Origin of the sequence: Paenibacillus lentus, assembly GCF_003931855.1 — a bacterium.
Taxonomy (GTDB): Bacteria; Bacillota; Bacilli; order Paenibacillales; family Paenibacillaceae; genus Fontibacillus; species Fontibacillus lentus.
Map to the genome: position 1 here is coordinate 632,446 of NZ_CP034248.1, position 17,334 is coordinate 649,779.

The following is a 17,334-nucleotide window of genomic DNA, read 5'->3' on the forward strand; positions in this document are numbered from 1 at the left end:
TAAATCGTGTACGATTTAATCGTAAGCGATATATATATAAAGATATGATCGTTCTCTAAATAAATGAAAATATCAGGGAGGTTTATCAATGAATAGCGTATATGATTTCCAGGTTAAAATGACGAATGGGAAGCAGAAGTCGCTTCAAGACTACAAAGGACATCCTTTAATTATCGTGAACACCGCCAGCAAATGCGGATTTGCACCTCAATTTGGCGGGCTTCAGGAGCTATACAGCAAGTATCAGGATCAGGGATTAGTCATCCTGGGATTCCCCAGCGATCAATTCAACAATCAGGAGTATGATAATATAGATGAGACGACGCAGTTCTGCCAGATCAATTACGGCGTAACCTTCCCGATTTTTGCCAAAGTCGATGTCAACGGGGAGCATGAGGACGCCTTATTCACATATTTGAAGCAGCAGCAAAAGGGCGTACTGTCCAGCAAAATCAAATGGAATTTCACCAAATTCCTCGTTGACCGGGAAGGGAAAGTCGTCAAGAGATACAGCCCAACGGTCGTGCCTAGTAAAATCGAAAAAGATCTCATCCCATTGCTATAAGACGTTTCAACGCTTCATAAACCCATTTCGAATAACCTAATTTTAAACATAAACAAGGTGAACATTGTGGAAGATTTTTTGACGCTAAAAAAACAGCTCTGCTTTGCCGTCTATGAGACAGCTAGTGAATTTAACAAGCTCTATGCCGGCATACTCCAGCCCTTCGGGTTAACCTACCCTCAGTATTTAGTTCTGCTTGCGCTATGGGAGAAGGATGGGATCACTGTCAAGGAGCTAGGAGAGAAGCTGGATCTGGGAACGGGTACGTTAACCCCTATGCTCGCTCGGATGGAAGCCAACGGCTGGGTGCAAAAAAGACGCTCCGAGTTGGATGAAAGGAAAGTATTTATCTATTTACAGCCTAAGGCATTAGAGGAAAAGTCGGATATTACGCTTAAAATCAGTGAAGAAATACGTTCCTGCCAGATCGGGCTTGAAGATTATGAGCAATTGATGCGGCAGTTGAATGACCTGCACAGAAAATTGAAAGACAGAAGCTCATAAAGCCTTGGAAAAGGAAATGACTGAGACGCGAACCTTATGCGGTTCGCGTCTTTATTACTATGAGAAGATCAACACCAACGCCTAGTTAGTGCTTCTTTGCTTTTTCTCATCATATCCTCCTTACTCTGCCCCTTTGGAAGATTCCTTAACAACTAGCCTCGCGTCTACTTTGAAGCTCCGTTTATCCGCCCACACATTATCGTTCATCTGATCGATCAGCTTCTCTGTCATCACAGCTCCCATCGCATAAAGCGGCTGCTCCACCGAGCTGATTCGTGGCCTGACGTAATTAGTCAGCCTAATATTATCGACCCCGGCGACAGCCAATTGATCTGGGATAGATATGCCTAGCTCAGCGCATGCTTTGTATACCCCAAGCGCCATCTCGTCGTTCGCGGCAAATACAGCGGTAAAGTCGGATCGATGGCTTCGCAGTCTTTTGAATGCCTCGCAGCCCCCCTCTTCTGAAAAATCCCCGTTGTCCACCAAATCGTCTTCATAAGGGATTCCCGCCTCTTGGAGCGCTTTCATATACCCTTCTAAACGTGCCTGACTGTCCATTGCATCAGCATATCCGCAAAGAAAAGCGATTTTCCGATGTCCCTGCTCTACGAAGTGAACTATCACCTCTCTCGCAAGCTTAACATTATCCGTAAAAGAGCAAGGCATCTGCGGATGTTCAATCTTGCGGCCGATCAGGCCAATCGTGTACCCGTTGTCGGCATAAACAGCAATCTCCTCGTCCGATAAATTTGGTGTCACCAAAATTAAAGCGTCCACGGTCCGGTTCATCAATAAAGAGAGAAATTCGAACTCCTTCGCCTTCTGGTTCTGTGCATCACAAATGAGTACCTTATAATGAAGCGAATTAGCCATATTTTCGATGCCCTTGATAATTTCTGCATAATAAGAAACACGAATATCGGAAACGACGACAGCCAAAGTCATCGTTTTACGGGAACGCAGCTGCTTGCCCATATTGTTGGGAATATAGTCCAATTCGCGAATGGCCTGCATTACTTTTGCCTTGGTCTTGGCATTCACGAGATTACTCCCGTTCAATACACGGGATACCGTAGCGGGAGATACATCGGCTTTCTTCGCCACGTCAATGATTTTACTAACCTTCATAAGCGCAAGCTCCCACACTTTCGAGAATGATAATTCTATATATTTTACCGGATTACGTGCCTTACCATTTGAAGGTCATCATCGATTTGGCGGGGATGTTATAAGTAAAGGCTTGGCTGCCCCACTGAATTTTGATGTTCTGATCGGAGAATTGCGGGTTGTATACAACCACGACTTTGGAGCCGTCCGGGTTCTTGAACGCCACATTCTTCATATCTCCATAGGTGTTGGATTCAACCCGGTACGCGCCGGGAACAACGAATTTACTGTAATGGCCCAGCAGATAGTACTGCTTCTTGAAAATAACGCTATTCTCCGGATTATCACTCCGATTATCCGAATTCTGAATCGTGATCATCCCACGGTTGCTATTATTCGGCGCTAGCAGGGTCGGACCGCTTCGCTGATCCAGCGCGAGATTCCACGTAATGATCGATTTTGACCAGTTGCGGGTAATGTTGATGAATTCATTCGCCATGTTGTCGAAGCCAGAATGGGTGGCGTTCTCTGGATCATTCCATGTGCCGAAGCCACCTTCTGTGAACCAGATGTCCTTATCCGGATGGGCATTATGAAGACTCGTCATCTGCGAGCCGTCTCCAATGTCATAATGGTGGAATGCGCTCCCATCAACAAAGTGGCCTTTCCCGGCATTTTTCAAATCCGTAATTACTTTATTCGGGAAGTTCCAGTCCAGATAATTATGGTCAAAAGTGATGATCTTCGTGTTCAGTCCCGCATTGCGAAACGTTGGACCTATGAAATCGCCAATCGCACCGATTTGATCCTGCTCATTCATTTTCATCGTCGGATAGGTGTTCGTTTCATGTAACGGCTCGTTTTGTACCGTAATCGCGTAAATCGGAATGCCTTCATTTTGATAGGCTTCGACGAATTTTTTCAAATAATCAGCAAAAGTCTGGTAATGCTCCGCCTTCAGCTTGCCGCCGTTTAGCGTATTCGAATACTTCATCCAGGCCGGGGCACTCCATGTGGAGGCGAACACTTTGATGTTCGGGTTCTTGGCCAAAGCCTGCTTCACCATCGGGACGATGTACGGCATGTCCCTGCTGATGGAGAAATTGTGCAAATTGTTGTCGTTCGGGGTATCGGCATAAGTGTAGGCATTTGGATGATAGCATGTTTATATCGATTTTTAAAGGAACAAAATTTCGGGTGGGTTCGCAAAAAGCGTTTAAAATGGAGGCCAAACGGCTAATCATGCTCCGTACATAAAAAAACGATGCCTTCGGCTCGAATGAACTGAAAGCATCGCTCTAATATCCTATTTTACACGTGCTAAGGCCAACGAATGGACCTTAAAAGCAATTAATAAGCCCCGCGAATATGCTCCGCTACCTCGCTCCGATAAAAGGCTTGAAGACGCTCCAACTCTTCAGGACGGAATGCTGGAACCTGCAGCGTACCGAGGTTGTCCTCGACCTGGCGAACATTCTTAAATCCAGGAATGACGCAGGTCACTTCCGGATGATCGAGAATCCAACGCATCGAAGCACGAGCCATATCCCCGCGGCCCTCGGCAATCCAGGACAACTGGGAAACCAGCTCAACACCTTTGACAAAAGGTAGGCCCGCAAAGGTCTCACCTACGTTGAATTGCTCGCCGTTCGCGTTGAAATTCCGGTGATCGTCCTCGCTAAATTTCGTCTCCTTCGTAAATTTGCCCGTCAACAGACCGCTCGCCAGCGGCAACCTCGCCAAAATGCCGACTCCCGCTGCCCTGGCCTCCACGAACAATTTCTCCGCTGGCTTCTGGCGGAATATATTGAAGATAACCTGCAGCGCTTTGACGCCAGGCACACTTAAGCAGAACAGCCCCTCTTCCACTGTCTCCACAGAGACGCCGTAGTGGCGGATTTTGCCTTCCGCCTTCAGCTTATCCAGCACCTCAAACACCTTGCCATCCTTCAGCACCGCTAGAGGCGGACAGTGAATTTGATAAAGGTCAATCCGCTCGCGCTGCAGATGCTTCAAGCTGGCTTCGCAGTAGGCGCGCACCGATGCCTCGGAATACGTGTTGAGGTCATGGATGTCGCCCGCCCGGCAAAATTTGGTGGCAATATGGATCTCGTCCTCTTTGCCTTTGGTCGCTTTAGCCAGAAGCTCTTCCGCATGACCCGACCCGTATACATCCGCTGTGTCAAAAAAATTGACGCCATGCTCCATCGCCGTCGCCAAACCACGCAACGCTTCCTGGTCATCCGAGTGACCCCAGCTCCCGCCGATCGCCCATGTCCCAAAGCTCAGCTCGCTGACTCGTAACTCTGTATCTCCCAATTGCCGATAATTCATTGTCCCATCCTCCTTAGTACCCACTCTATTCTGAGCATAGCCAAAAAAGCGCTTTCCCGCAACATGATAGCAGAAATGCGCTTAATATTAACGGATTTTGGAGCTTTTATCCCTATGATTCCTACTTGGCTGCAGCAAACCGTTGGTACTGATCCATAAATGCCCCTACGCTCTGGACAGGCACGAGATACTTTGCCGTCTTGGTATGGATGATGATCTTATCCATCGAACGGTTAAAACCGATCGGAGTAACATTTCCACTATATATTAATCCGTAACTTCAATACGATCAATTTCCTGTTTGCTAAGAGCAAACTTACTGAATATATGTCGGATGACAACATGCTCCCCTTGGAAAGTGACCCGCACCGTGAATAACCGGACAAACACGAAAATAATGGCGGCCGCAATCCCTAAAGACAGAATAATATACATTTGGCATCTCTCCTCGCTATAATCTAAAACACACTTTCATTCCGTTTAGTTTCATTTAAATTCGGAAAGCAGTGACGCTTTCCCAAGCGATTTTATAAAATCAAGCTATTTTATTGCTAAAATACATATTTTTTGGAAGGAAATTGTAAGTTTATCGCTAATTAAGTAATCAGGCACTTATTATTGGTTTTCCCACCGGGAAGGAGGTCGTTTAGAACGCTAGAACAGCCGAAAACAGGAAGTGACTCAGTCAAGAAACTAAAGCGCTTACAAGTAGTGTTATTTTGAGAGGAGATGAAGGTCATGTTTTCATGTGTAAAAAAATCAATTCATGTTTTATTGGCGTTCGTAATTACGCTGCCACTGATGTTAACCATGCCAGCAGTTACTGAAGTTTCGGCAGCAAGTGATGCTGTCATTCATTTATCGGCAGAAAAACAAACGATTCGCGGTTTTGGAGGCATGAATCACCCGGCATGGATTGGAGATTTGACAGCGGCACAAAGAGAAACCGCTTTCGGTAATGGACCGAATCAATTAGGATTTTCAATAGTAAGGATTTATGTGGACGACAACAGAAATAATTGGAACAGAGAAGTGGCGACTGCAAAAAAAGCGATTGAACACGGCGCACTAGTCATTGCTTCGCCGTGGAATCCTCCAAGTGATATGGTTGAGACCTTCAATCGTAATGGGGATACTAAGGCAAAACGACTTAAATACGATAAGTACGCAGCGTATGCACAGCACCTTAACGATTTCGTTTCATACATGAGAAATAATGGCGTCGATCTATATGCTATTTCTGTCCAAAATGAGCCGGATTACGCGCATGACTGGACGTGGTGGACTCCACAGGAAATGCTTCGTTTTATGAAGGAAAATGCCGGGTCCATCAATGCCCGAATTATCGCACCCGAGTCTTTTTCTTACCTTAAAAACATATCAGACCCGATTTTGAATGATCCACAGGCCCTTGCTAATATGGATATTCTCGGCGCTCACACTTATGGCACTCCGTTCAGCAATTTCACTTATCCTCTTTTCAAGCAAAAAGGAGCGGGAAAAGAGCTTTGGATGACAGAGGTCTATTACCCGAATAGTGACAATAACTCGGCGGACCGCTGGCCGGAGGCATTGGACGTTGCGCATCATATCCACCACAATATGGTTGACGCAGAATTCCAGGCCTATATCTGGTGGTACATTCGCAGGCAATACGGTCCTATGAAAGAGGACGGTAATATCAGCAAGCGCGGATATGCCATGGCTCATTACTCGAAATTCATTCGTCCCGGATATGTAAGGGTTGATGCAACCAAGAACCCTGATACCCACGTATTCACTTCTGCCTACAAAGGCGACAACAAGCTTGTTATTGTTGCAGTGAACAGAGGCACTACAGCAGTAAACCAAAACTTTGTCTTGCAAAATGGGACGGCAGCGAGCGTATCGAGATGGATTACGAACAGCAGCAGTAATCTGACAGCCGGAACACCATTGGATGCATCAAGCGGCTCCTTTTTTGCCCATCTTCCTGCCCAGAGCATCACAACCTTTGTTGCTGAACTCAGCGGCGGCAGCGGTGACAGTGGCACCACATATGATGCGGAAACCAATACAATATTGTCCAACGCAGCCGTAGAGACCATCCATTCAGGGTATAACGGTGCAGGATATGTCAACTTTAATGCATCTACCGATGCGAGCATTGAATGGAATAATATCTACTGTGCTGTTACAGGAACTAAAAACGTGAAGTTCCGGTATGCCCTGGAGAACGGGACAAGAAATCTGGATGTCTACGTTAACGGATCGAAGGTAGTGAGTAATACTGCCTTTGCAGCGACTGGAGGTTGGGCGACCTGGGGCGAGAAAACGATCCAAGTGCCTATGAATACCGGAACCAACACTTTAAAAGTAGTCACTACCGGTACGGAGGGACCGAACATCGATAGCATACATGTCTCGGCCCAATAGGCACGTTAAGAAGTAACCGAGAAATTCTGCGATCAACGTAACAGTGAATAAAGAAGGCTGTCGAGACGTTCTCGACAGCCTGAACACCTCGAAAGGTGTATTTTATCTTAAGCTTATTAAAAAAACCTCCGGCCTTTAGACCTTGAATACATGGATTAACTGCTTAAGCTCCTGCATCATTTCATCTAGAGCTTTAGAAGACTCAGAAATAGTCTCCATAATCGCGCTTTGTTGCTTAGATGTGACCGATACGGACTCCGAATTTGTAGCAGATTCCTGAGCGGCTCTGAACATTTCCTCCACCGAGGCCGTGATCTCTTCGGAGCTGGCGGACAGCTGCTGTGTGGTCGAGGATACATCATGCATTTGAGTCGACACTGCCCGAATCGAGGAGAGAATATGCCCAAAGGTCTTCCCAATGTTCTCTACACGTGAAATCCCTTCACCCATCACTTGAATACTATGCTCAACGGCTTCGGCCGTCGTAGTCGTGGAATTCTGTATCACATTAATGAGCTCAACGATGCCCGAGACCGATTCATTCGTTTGCTCTGCCAGCTTCTTCACCTCATTGGCCACGACCGCAAAGCCTCGGCCATGCTCCCCGGCTCTAGCCGCCTCGATCGAGGCATTAAGCGCCAGAAGAGCGGTCTGGTTGGAAATCATCGAAATGACGTCAACGATCTGGCCGATTTCCTTAGAATGACTGGCCAATTCCTGTATTCCTTTAGCAGTATGCTGTGAAGCTTCACCGATGATGTTCATTTGAGCAATTGCCGACTGAACCTCTTCATACCCGCGTTCCACTTCATTGGTCACGGCTTCCGATTGATCGGTAACGTCTACGGCCGTTTCCGATATTCGCTGCACACCGATAGACATTTCCTCCATCGCTCTTGCCGATTGCTCAGCGCCCATAAGCTGTGTCCGAGCGCCCAGAGCCACCTCGCCAATAGCTAAGGCAATCTGGCCAGAAGCCTCTGCAGATTGATTCGCCGATGTGTGAAGCTCGGAGGATGCCGTAGATACTTGATTTACCGTCAGATTTATTTTTTGCACAATATTGGACAAAGAGTCAATCATGGCGTTGATATTTATACCCATTTGGCCGATCTCGTCTTTCGATTGCACTGGTATTCTCTGCTTCAAATCTCCCTCGGCTACATATTTCATTACATTCGACACACGAACAATTGGTTTGGCAATAAGACGGGTAAACAATAAGGATATGATTGACACAACCACTACAGAAATAATAATTGTAATGATGGAAATAGTTCGCGCGTTCAGTACCTTCGTGTTAATTTCACTTTCTGGCACGGTAATGATCAGCTTCCAATCCGTATTCGGAACGGTGCCAAAATAACTGATCAGCTTCTCTCCATTCTCATCCCGGTAGCTAACCGAACCATCGTTCTGGCTTAAAACTGTATCAAAAGCCGCCTTTTTCTCTGGCGTATTCTCGAACTCTTCAATTGATTTACCGATCCGCTCAGAATCCGGAGAACTATAGTACACTCCCTTGCTGGAAATAAAGTATCCATACCCGCTTTCCCCTAATTTGATCCGTTCGCTCATTTGTCCAAGGGTATCGGGCGTCAGTGAGAAGGCAACGCCGCCAAGGAAATCTCCATTATTGCCGACGATAGGAACAATTACCGGAATGATGTAAATATCTAGTGGTTCCAAGTAGGACATATCCGCAACAGAAGGCTGCTTCGTCTCCTTAGCTTTCAAAAAATAAGCCGCATCACTCATATCCGAACTCATACCGAGCATATTCGTTAGGAGTCCCTTGTCATCAATAAGGCTGTATCCCTCTGACTGGTTGTCACTATGATCCAAAATAGTAAGCAAGGGAAATATTTCCTCCGCCTTCATGGTCTTAAATTCTTCATGCTCAGAGATAAGTCCCTCTACGGCACTTGTCTTGCTTTTGATCCATTCGTCAATTCGGTCTATATTCATTTGAAGTGTCTGCTCCGCCATCTCTTTGGTATCGTCACGGACCACACCACTAAAATAGCTCGTGAAGAAAATTGTAGATATCAACAGTGGTACGATTGATAAGGTTAGCAAAACCGCCGACCACTTCCATTGAATAGAATTAAACTTTTTCATAATGGAACCTCCTGGTATGTTAGGTCTATATCCCTAATAAAGTAATAGAGCACTCAAATTATATCGGCCTAAACACCGCTATTTTCTGTGAATAATTGTTGAATATTATGAACTTTGTGAGAATTTTCACCTACTGCTATATTCCAAAAGAACCACAAACCAACTAGGAATACCTGCGATTTTACTAGAGACGAGGGTATGAAAATCCTATACAGGTGGTACAAAACAAATCCAGCGATCCTGGTAAGGATCGCTGGATTTGTGAATGATTCCGTATGGAGCATGCTTCATTTCTATGCGTGCCGCTTTGTTTTTAGAACCGGACAAGCCAAAGGCCTGCTCCTGTGGAGTGGATTAAATTATGATTTAATTTCATACTTCCGCACCACCTATGTGCGGATGCCATATTATACCTTTGAGATGTGTGATTATAACTAAGTGAGGGATACATCGATGATCTATACCGCTCTTGGAGATTCCATTACATTTGGGGAAAATGCCTCTTCTTTCGCAAAATCTTATCCTCGATTAGCCGCATCCCTGTTAAATGCTTCAGGGTCCCATAAGGTGATAGGGTACGTTCTGGCACGCCCAGGCTGGAACACCTATGGTTTATTAGATGCCGCGGTATGGCAAGGTTCCTCCGTCATCAGCCGATCGGACGTCGTCTCGGTCTGGATTGGCGGGGTGGATTTAGCGAGCTCAGCCTTGTCTTCACTAAGGAGCAAGCAGCCATTAAACGCCAAGCAACTCCTAAGCCGCTATCGGCAAAATTTCCATGCCCTGCTGACGCAGATCCGAAATAGCAGTCCTGCCCGAATCATCTGCTGCACGCAGTATAATCCTTTTCCGAGCAGTCCTCTTGCCGCCGAAGCCATCACAGCCCTGAACCAAACTACAAAAGAGGTCGCGCACAGCTATAAGGCAAAAGTCGCACCCGTTCATAAATGGTTCGAAGGCAAGCAAAAGAAGCTCATTTACGGATACCGGCAAGGAAAAATGGAGGACGCCTTAAGCGGGTTCTTCCCCATTCACCCTAATGATCAGGGGCATCAAGTGATCGCGAAGGGATTGGTTCCTTATCTTGACCCTAATTCTTAACATCAAAGCCATATTATTAGGAAAGGCACCAGCCTAATTGGTTGATGCCTATTTCTATTCATTTTTCTCTATATTCTTTACATATTTAAATATGTGGTTTCCATAAACCTAGAGCCGTAACATGCTATAATATAACTAATACACGACCCAATCAGGAAATTATAAACGCCCGAGTTGGAGAGTTTAACCCTGTACATATAAAAACTGAATTTACCGTAATGTTTCTGAAGGAGTCATAACCATGAAGACGGGAATTTCCATTTTTAAAAAGCTGATGCTGGGTGTACTTCTCATGTTTAGCTTAATCATCATTATTTTCTGGGTGATTTATCGGTTAAATATCAATGATATCCAGACTGAATTGAAGAAGAACAAAATCTCTGAAGTGAAGTTCATTACTTTGCAGCTTACGAATCAATTCGAGCAAGTTCTTATGAATACGATTACATTATCCGAAGACCAATCTGTTCGAAAATATCCTTACGAGCTGGAGTATGGCAATCTATATTCCAGACATGAGACGAAGCTCATGATTATTGATAAACTGTCTCTGAATAGTACATACACGCCTTGGAATAATTCGATTACGTTATATTATCCTGATTTTGAGGAAACCATCTCCTCTGACCCTGCTTATAACATAGATAAATACAATCCTCCAACCCAAACATTAAATAAATGGACTTTACATTTGGAGAAGGATGGCTCTGGCTATTACTCTAACTTAACTCAAAGTCATATTGGCCCCCTACTTATAGAAACGAGGGTGTCACTGGATCAACTGCGCAAAATGATACGGCAATATACATCGGGGACTCCCCTGCTCTACGACTCTTATAACAACAAGACGATCCAGAGCGAACCAGCGCTATTATCGGAGGATATCATAAACCGAATCACGCCTTTAATCACCGGAGAAAGCGGCTTCTTATCCCTAGAGGTAGACGGCATCGAACATATTGTTACTTATATGAAGTCGGACATGCTCGATTTATACTTCATTGACTATCATCCTAAACACCAATTCATTAAGCCGATTTACCGGAATAATACTCTTTTTATAAGTGCTATCGTTGTCTTGCTATTAATTTCACTGATATACAGCCTTGTACTTCGCAAACAGGTGCGTACGCCTATCATTCATCTAAGGAAAGCCATATCTCTATTTGATCGCGGGGATTTCTCAAGTCGCGTAAGTAGTCTTGACGCTGAGGAATTCAGAATGCTAGGCAACTCCTTCAACCGAATGGCAGAAAACACCCAAAAGCTCATTGAACAGGTTCTAGTCGGCGAGTTAGAGCTCAAAGAAGCACGTTTAAAGCAATTTCAGGCTCAGATCAACCCCCATTTCCTGTACAACTGCCTGAATTTTATACAGAGCAAGGCCGGCATCGAGGACTATGATTCCGTTACAGCCATGACACTTCATCTCAGTGCTTATTACCGGTATGTCCATAAAATTGAACATATTGACTCGACGATCAGGGAAGAACTCAGGTTCGTTGAAAATTACCTTTCTATTATACAATTACGCAAAAGTACATTGACCTTCTCGATCGAGATTCCAACCGAGATAGGCACACATTCGCTACCGCGGATGATTCTTCAGCCACTTGTTGAGAATTGTGTTCAGCATGGCATAGAGAATTCCTTGGGTCCCGGTCATATTGAAATCAGAGCAAGGAATGACGAGACATCTATTCAAATTTCTATCAAAGATAACGGCGCAGGTATGTCTGCTGATAAACTCTCTCTTATTCGCCAACGCATGGAAGAATCTAAAGAACTAGAAGATATATCGGGGATAGGTATCCGCAATGTATATCAGCGTCTCAAGCTTTATTTTGGTCCGCAAGCCGGGCTTAGTATAACTTCGAGTTTATCAGAAGGAACATGTTATACCCTTACAATCCAAAAGCAGGAGGAAGATTATGCTGCAGCTGCTATTAGTTGATGATGAATCTTATGTGGTCGATGATATGGAAATTGCCTTCCCCTGGAGCCAATATGGGATCGCCAAAGTCCACAAAGCTTACTCTGGAGTAGAGGCACTTCAATTAGTTAAGGATCATACGATTGATATAGTCATTACGGATATTGCCATGCCAACGATGAATGGACTTGAGCTTATTAGCCATATTAAAAAACACAACAAGTCGATAAAATGTATCCTCCTAACAGGTTACGCAGAATTTGAATACGCTCAGGAAGCCATACAGCAGGGAGCCGTCGACTACTTACTGAAGCCTCTAGAGCACAGTAAGCTCGCGCTTTGTCTGGAAAAGACCATTCACAGTATCAAAGCCGAGCTCGAGCAAATCGCTTCCTACGAGAAGGTACTATTTACATTCAAAGAGCATCTTCCTGTGTTGAAGGATAAGCTGCTAAATGAATTGTTACTAGGTAAATCTTTCTCCGATGAAGCTTTAGAGGACAAGTTATCGGATTATTCGCTTTCTTTTCGTCAAGACGAAGATATTTTCCTCATGGTCATTCGCCTGGAGGAGCACTTTATCCAATACGGTTCGAGCAGTCTGCTGCTCTTCGAATATGCGGTGACTAATATCGCTTGCGAATTGCTTGAGGAAGATTTTGAAACGTGGCATTGTAGAGATTCATATGATTATCTGGTATTGCTATTAAAAGCAAAGCAATCGGATGAACAGAAGGATACTGAAAGATTGATGAAGGAACTTACCCACCGCTGCCTCCAATTGCACCGTAATGTGAACGATTACTTAGGCGGCGGCATATCGGTCATCCTTTCCTATCCAGGAAAGTTCAGATCAGATATTCGCCTGATGTATGATCATGCTGTTGCGGCGATTCGGAAGCAGCTTGGGAACGAGACAGGTTATTTCTCTGCTTTGACCGAGCCACCGGAAATGTCCTCCGTGAGTGTGTTAAGTGTATTATATAACCCTCCGACCTTCATACAGCTTTTGGAAACCAATCAATGGGATGGATTTAGAGATCGATTGGATCATATCGAGAAGGCATTCAACGCCCTATCCGAGCAAACTCAGGAACATTTAGATGCAATCCGAACGGTCATCATGACCTCGTTTCATTACATCGCACATAGAAACACTACGCTTCTATCCGATCTAGTCGGAAGCGAATTCATGAACCGGCAGAGCTTTCACACTTTGCCCCAGCTTATGGAATGGACGAGGCAGTTTGTTAATAAACTACAGGAGAAGCTGGAGAAGGATGCATCTGATCAGCAGCAGGATATCATTCGGAAAATTCAGGCGTTTATTTCCGAGAATCTATCCACAGTATGTCTGCAATCGATAGCAGATCATGTAGCCCTCCATCCCGTCTACGTATCTAAGCTATTTAAGCAAATATGTAACATCAACCTAAGCGAATATATTCATAGCATCAAGATGGAGCAAGCCGTTGTCTGGCTCCGGGATACGACAGACAAAATCTATGAAATTTCCAAAAAACTCGGTTATTCCAATTCACAATATTTTATTAAAGTATTCAAAGATAAGTATCAGATGACTCCGCAGGATTACCGGGATCAGTTCAGTTAGGCTTACATACCAATAAGGAGGGGGCTGATCTCAGCCCCCTCCTTTATCGGAGATGTTCACTATTTAACCGATTCATACCACTCATTTACTTCTTCCGCGATCTTTATGCCGCCGGAAGAATTATACTTCTCAACAAAGGAATCAAACTCATCGATAGAAGACTGACCATAAATAATTTTGTTCTGGACTTCCTTCTCCAGCTTGCTAAGCATGTCTCCTCTGGAAACCTGGGTTGGCGTAGGTTTACCCGTGAACATTTCCATCATAACCGCATCCTTCTGATCGACAATGATCTTCGCGGCTTGCATTTGCTCAGGAATTGCTTTAGCCAATGATTCTTCGTAAGGAGTTGACGGCTGTTCGCCATTCGCCAACTTGGCAAGTCCATTAATACGCAGGTAAGGAATAATGGCTCCATCGAATGTCAAGGTGTACCGTATAGCATCAACCCATCCTCCAGGAATCTTATCACTGTCTTGTTCACCGTAGATCTCGCCGTTCGGGCCGATCGCATAATCGTAACCTTCTGCGAACCCATTCGCAAACGGACCCTCCCCGTCAGGGTTAGCCCAATTATCGAATAAGTAATTCTGGTATACAAAGAACGCGTCTTTGTGTTTCATTTTTTTGTTAATTAGAACAGCACCGCTGCTGATTGGCGTTCCATGACGCCCAACTTTGCCGTCAGGCCCTGCTGGAAGTGGGTAGGGCTTGTATTCAGCTCCAGGCACATTACTCTTTAAATCTGAAAGCGGCCAACCTGTCATCCAATAAGGCCCCACGATAATACCGGCCTTTCCTGCCGTGAATGCTTCGGTTGCTTTTACTTCATCGTACAAGCCAGATTCTTTGGATATGTACCCCTTCTTCATCCACTCTTGTAGTTTAAGAAGCCCTGGCTTCATCTCAGGTTGTGTAGAACCATAAACTAACTTACCGTCACTCCCTACATTCCACTGGTTAGGCATCGCGCCAAACATTCCGAACACCCAGCCTGTATCAGACATCCAAGTATTTAGGTTATTTTTAAACCCAATGGACAGCGCTATAGTATCCTTTTTGCCATTTCCATCAGGATCCCCGTTTGTAAACGCCTCCATAACAGTTTCAAGCTCGTCAAGCGTTTCCGGGGCTTTTAAATTCAGCTTCTTGAGCCAATCTTCGCGTATATACATGACCGGATCATTGTTATAGGCATTTTCCAAAATCGGAATCCCCATTCTCACTCCGTCACGAATGTAAGGGTTCCAGGCTGTTGGATCCTGAGCCATAGCTTCCTTGTAAGCATCGGATGCATATTTATCGAATAACTCACCGGCATCCGCAAATTGGCCGCTATCAATCAAATCATTGATGAGTTTGATATCTCCTCTAAAAGCAATGATATCCGGCATCTCTTGTCCCGATGAGAGCATCAATCGAAGCTTTGTAGCGTAGGCATTATTCTGCTCACTAACCGTCCATAAATATTTAATATCGATTCCCAGGGTTTCTTTGGCCCATTTCGTATGCACGTTATTCTCAATGTTCTCGCCATTCTTAAATTTCATATTTGTTGTAATCGGGAACACGGTTGTGATGGATACAGGCTCTACATACTTCCCATTCTCGAACTTAGCAGAATACATTGAATCGCCTGTAGCAGCGCCATCTCCGGTATTGCCAGTGTTTGCATTATTGACGGAACTTCCTCCACAGGCCGCCAATGATGTCATCAGCATTGCACTTGTCAGGACAGTGACAAAGGATTTTTTGAACTTCTTCATCATGTGCTCTACCCCCACTAATTTTATTGATTCTTCCAATGTACCATTCATTAAATAGTTTCTTAAGAGCAGCATCACCTCCCAGCTATAAATCGCAAGTTACTCTTTCACAGCTCCCAATACGATCCCTTTGACAAAGAACCGCTGCAAATATGGATAAACTAGCAAGATAGGCAGCATCCCGATAAAGATCTGGGCTGCTTTTACCGTTCTATTCGATATATTTTCTAAATCCTCTGGACGTACCGCCACTTTACTAAAATCCTGCTGGACTATAATAGTCTGCAAAAACGTGGCTAATGGGTAATTTTTGTGATCTGTCATAAAGATCAGCCCGTCAAACCAATTGTTCCAATGTCCGACCATTGTAAATAAAGATAACGTAGCAATGGCAGGAAGTGACACAGGCAGATAAATACTGAACAGGGTTCGGAGGTGACCTGCACCGTCGATAAATGCAGCCTCCTCCAGTTCCTTAGGCACCCCGCGAAAAAAATTAAGCAAGAGAATCATATTCCAAACCGATACGGCCCCAGGGAGAATAAGAACCCAAAGCGTATTCATCATATTCAGCTTCTGGATCAAAATATAGAACGGGATTAAACCTCCATTGAACAACATCGTAAAGACAAAGAACCAGGTGTAAATATTTCTGCGCTTAAACTTATGGCTTTCCTTAGATAGCGGGTATGCCGCAAGCGTAATGAGAGTCATACTGATAAGCGTCCCGAGTACCGTCCTTTGAACAGCTACCCATAAAGAACGCAGGAAATTCTCATTCGCCAAGGTCTTAGCATAAGCCTCAAATGTAAAGTTCACAGGAAACAAACCAACCAAATTGGCATTGGCAGCGGCTTTACCACTGAATGAAACAGCCAATATGTGTACCATCGGAATAATACAAAGTAGTGATATCAATATAAGGAATGTATAGTTAAAGAATGAGAATATTTTGTAGGATCTGGATTTATAGTACATGTCAGCGGTTCCTCCCTTCTAGAAAATGCGATAATTGGCCAGTTTGTACGCCAACCGGTATGCGATAATGATGAGTATGAAACCTACAACCGACTTGAACAAGCCAACCGCAGTGGAGAATCCGAAGTTGCCGTCAATAATACCCATCCGATAGACAAATGTATCAATAATGTCCCCTTTGTCATACACTAGCGCATTATACAAGTTAAATATTTGGTCGAAGCCAGCGTTGAGAATGTTGCCCAGCGACAGCGTACCAACCACGATCGTAATGGGAATCAGAGCCGGAATCGTAATGTACTTGACTTGCTCCCAGCGACTCGCTCCATCTACTTCTGCAGCTTCATACAAAGAGGGATTAATTGCAGCGAGCGAAGCAAGGAATACAATCGTCCCAAATCCAAATTCCTTCCACACATCACTTAGTACAACGATAAAGCGGAACCAGTCACCGTCACCTAAGAAGAATATTGGCTCCAGACCGAACACAGCGCCCAAAAATTGATTGACAAGCCCTTCCGTGGCCAGCATATCTAGCAAGATCCCGCCCAAGATAACCCAAGACAGAAAATGCGGCAAATATACAAGTGTCTGCACCGTTTTCTTAAAGGTTGCTCGTCTAACCTCATTGAGTAGGAGCGCGAAAGTAAATGGGGCAATTAATCCTGTGACCATCTTTAGCCCGGCGATAATCAGCGTGTTCCAAATGACCTGCACGTACTCTGGCGTGCTAAACAGGAAACGAAAGTACTCCAAACCGACCCAATTAGACTTTCCAAATCCAAGCCAAGGCTTGAAATCCTGGAAAGCGATCACGAGACCAGCCATCGGAATATAGGAAAAAATCAGTACTAGAATGATTGCTGGCAGCAGCATTGCATCCAGCACCAGTGTT

The 17,334-nt window shown here is 44.7% G+C and carries 14 protein-coding genes and 1 pseudogene; 6 read left to right on the top strand and 9 right to left on the bottom strand.

Features of this window, described 5'->3' with window-relative positions; translation table 11 throughout:
- Positions 1–88 precede the first annotated feature (88 nt).
- Together EIM92_RS02945 and EIM92_RS02950 are read left to right on the top strand one after the other, a co-directional pair.
- Positions 89–565 (top strand): glutathione peroxidase, encoded by a 477-nt coding sequence (locus EIM92_RS02945; RefSeq protein WP_125081406.1) that lies wholly within the window; start codon positions 89–91, stop codon positions 563–565.
- Between the two features lie 66 nt (positions 566–631).
- Complete coding sequence (locus EIM92_RS02950; protein WP_125081407.1) at positions 632–1,069, top strand: MarR family winged helix-turn-helix transcriptional regulator; 438 nt, start codon at positions 632–634, stop codon at positions 1,067–1,069.
- Positions 1,070–1,189: 120 nt separating this feature from the next.
- On the opposite strand, the gene EIM92_RS02955 is transcribed toward EIM92_RS02950, so the two are convergent.
- The 5 genes and pseudogenes from EIM92_RS02955 to EIM92_RS23625 form a co-directional block, all read right to left on the bottom strand.
- Complete coding sequence (locus EIM92_RS02955) at positions 1,190–2,200, bottom strand: LacI family DNA-binding transcriptional regulator (RefSeq protein ID WP_125081408.1); 1,011 nt, start codon at positions 2,198–2,200, stop codon at positions 1,190–1,192.
- A 61-nt stretch (positions 2,201–2,261) separates the two neighbouring features.
- The gene (locus EIM92_RS24460) at positions 2,262–2,483 is read right to left on the bottom strand and encodes a glycoside hydrolase family 30 beta sandwich domain-containing protein (protein WP_281279674.1); all 222 of its coding nucleotides are present in this window, start codon (positions 2,481–2,483) and stop codon (positions 2,262–2,264) included.
- Positions 2,469–3,317: pseudogene (locus EIM92_RS02960) on the bottom strand (glycoside hydrolase family 30 protein); the annotation flags it as partial. The gene EIM92_RS24460 and the pseudogene EIM92_RS02960, both read right to left, overlap by 15 nt.
- 212 nt (positions 3,318–3,529) lie before the next feature.
- Entirely contained in the window at positions 3,530–4,513 is a 984-nt protein-coding gene (locus tag EIM92_RS02965; protein ID WP_125081409.1) for an aldo/keto reductase, read from the bottom strand.
- A 267-nt stretch (positions 4,514–4,780) separates the two neighbouring features.
- On the bottom strand, positions 4,781–4,948 hold the full coding sequence (locus EIM92_RS23625; RefSeq protein WP_164515021.1) for a hypothetical protein: 168 nt from the start codon (positions 4,946–4,948) through the stop codon (positions 4,781–4,783).
- A 303-nt stretch (positions 4,949–5,251) separates the two neighbouring features.
- On the opposite strand from EIM92_RS23625, the gene xynC reads away from it, so the two are divergent.
- Positions 5,252–6,928: a glucuronoarabinoxylan endo-1,4-beta-xylanase XynC gene (gene xynC / locus EIM92_RS02970; protein WP_125081410.1), complete on the top strand. Its 1,677-nt coding sequence runs from the start codon at positions 5,252–5,254 to the stop codon at positions 6,926–6,928.
- 135 nt (positions 6,929–7,063) lie between these two features.
- Here the strand turns inward: xynC and EIM92_RS02975 are convergent, their stop codons facing one another.
- Positions 7,064–9,049, bottom strand: coding sequence for a methyl-accepting chemotaxis protein (locus EIM92_RS02975; protein WP_125081411.1), 1,986 nt, complete (start codon positions 9,047–9,049; stop codon positions 7,064–7,066).
- Positions 9,050–9,502: 453 nt separating this feature from the next.
- On the opposite strand from EIM92_RS02975, the gene EIM92_RS02980 reads away from it, so the two are divergent.
- From EIM92_RS02980 to EIM92_RS02990, 3 genes are all read left to right on the top strand, one after another.
- Positions 9,503–10,150: an SGNH/GDSL hydrolase family protein gene (locus EIM92_RS02980; RefSeq protein WP_125081412.1), complete on the top strand. Its 648-nt coding sequence runs from the start codon at positions 9,503–9,505 to the stop codon at positions 10,148–10,150.
- A gap of 241 nt (positions 10,151–10,391) precedes the next feature.
- Positions 10,392–12,104 carry a sensor histidine kinase gene (locus tag EIM92_RS02985; RefSeq protein WP_125081413.1) on the top strand — a complete coding sequence of 571 codons (1,713 nt, stop codon included), beginning with the start codon at positions 10,392–10,394 and terminating at the stop codon, positions 12,102–12,104.
- Complete coding sequence (locus tag EIM92_RS02990; protein WP_125081414.1) at positions 12,082–13,695, top strand: response regulator; 1,614 nt, start codon at positions 12,082–12,084, stop codon at positions 13,693–13,695. The genes EIM92_RS02985 and EIM92_RS02990 overlap by 23 nt, the downstream gene beginning before the upstream one ends.
- Positions 13,696–13,754: 59 nt before the next feature.
- Here the strand turns inward: EIM92_RS02990 and EIM92_RS02995 are convergent, their stop codons facing one another.
- From EIM92_RS02995 to EIM92_RS03005, 3 genes are all read right to left on the bottom strand, one after another.
- The gene (locus EIM92_RS02995) at positions 13,755–15,464 is read right to left on the bottom strand and encodes an extracellular solute-binding protein (protein ID WP_164515022.1); all 1,710 of its coding nucleotides are present in this window, start codon (positions 15,462–15,464) and stop codon (positions 13,755–13,757) included.
- Positions 15,465–15,560: 96 nt separating this feature from the next.
- Entirely contained in the window at positions 15,561–16,439 is an 879-nt protein-coding gene (locus tag EIM92_RS03000) for a carbohydrate ABC transporter permease (RefSeq protein WP_125081415.1), read from the bottom strand.
- An 18-nt stretch (positions 16,440–16,457) separates the two neighbouring features.
- The gene (locus EIM92_RS03005) at positions 16,458–17,315 is read right to left on the bottom strand and encodes an ABC transporter permease (protein WP_125084985.1); all 858 of its coding nucleotides are present in this window, start codon (positions 17,313–17,315) and stop codon (positions 16,458–16,460) included.
- Between the last annotated feature and the right edge of the window lie 19 nt (positions 17,316–17,334).

Coding starts and splice junctions, on each gene's coding strand:
- EIM92_RS03005 (WP_125084985.1), bottom strand. CDS start 17,315: ATGCTGCTGCCAGCAATCATTCTAGTACTGATTTTTTCCTATATTCCG.
- EIM92_RS02965 (WP_125081409.1), bottom strand. CDS start 4,513: ATGAATTATCGGCAATTGGGAGATACAGAGTTACGAGTCAGCGAGCTG.
- EIM92_RS23625 (WP_164515021.1), bottom strand. CDS start 4,948: ATGTATATTATTCTGTCTTTAGGGATTGCGGCCGCCATTATTTTCGTG.
- EIM92_RS02980 (WP_125081412.1), top strand. CDS start 9,503: ATGATCTATACCGCTCTTGGAGATTCCATTACATTTGGGGAAAATGCC.
- EIM92_RS02945 (WP_125081406.1), top strand. CDS start 89: ATGAATAGCGTATATGATTTCCAGGTTAAAATGACGAATGGGAAGCAG.
- EIM92_RS02975 (WP_125081411.1), bottom strand. CDS start 9,049: ATGAAAAAGTTTAATTCTATTCAATGGAAGTGGTCGGCGGTTTTGCTA.
- EIM92_RS03000 (WP_125081415.1), bottom strand. CDS start 16,439: ATGTACTATAAATCCAGATCCTACAAAATATTCTCATTCTTTAACTAT.
- EIM92_RS02985 (WP_125081413.1), top strand. CDS start 10,392: ATGAAGACGGGAATTTCCATTTTTAAAAAGCTGATGCTGGGTGTACTT.
- EIM92_RS02955 (WP_125081408.1), bottom strand. CDS start 2,200: ATGAAGGTTAGTAAAATCATTGACGTGGCGAAGAAAGCCGATGTATCT.
- EIM92_RS02995 (WP_164515022.1), bottom strand. CDS start 15,464: ATGATGAAGAAGTTCAAAAAATCCTTTGTCACTGTCCTGACAAGTGCA.
- xynC (WP_125081410.1), top strand. CDS start 5,252: ATGTTTTCATGTGTAAAAAAATCAATTCATGTTTTATTGGCGTTCGTA.
- EIM92_RS02990 (WP_125081414.1), top strand. CDS start 12,082: ATGCTGCAGCTGCTATTAGTTGATGATGAATCTTATGTGGTCGATGAT.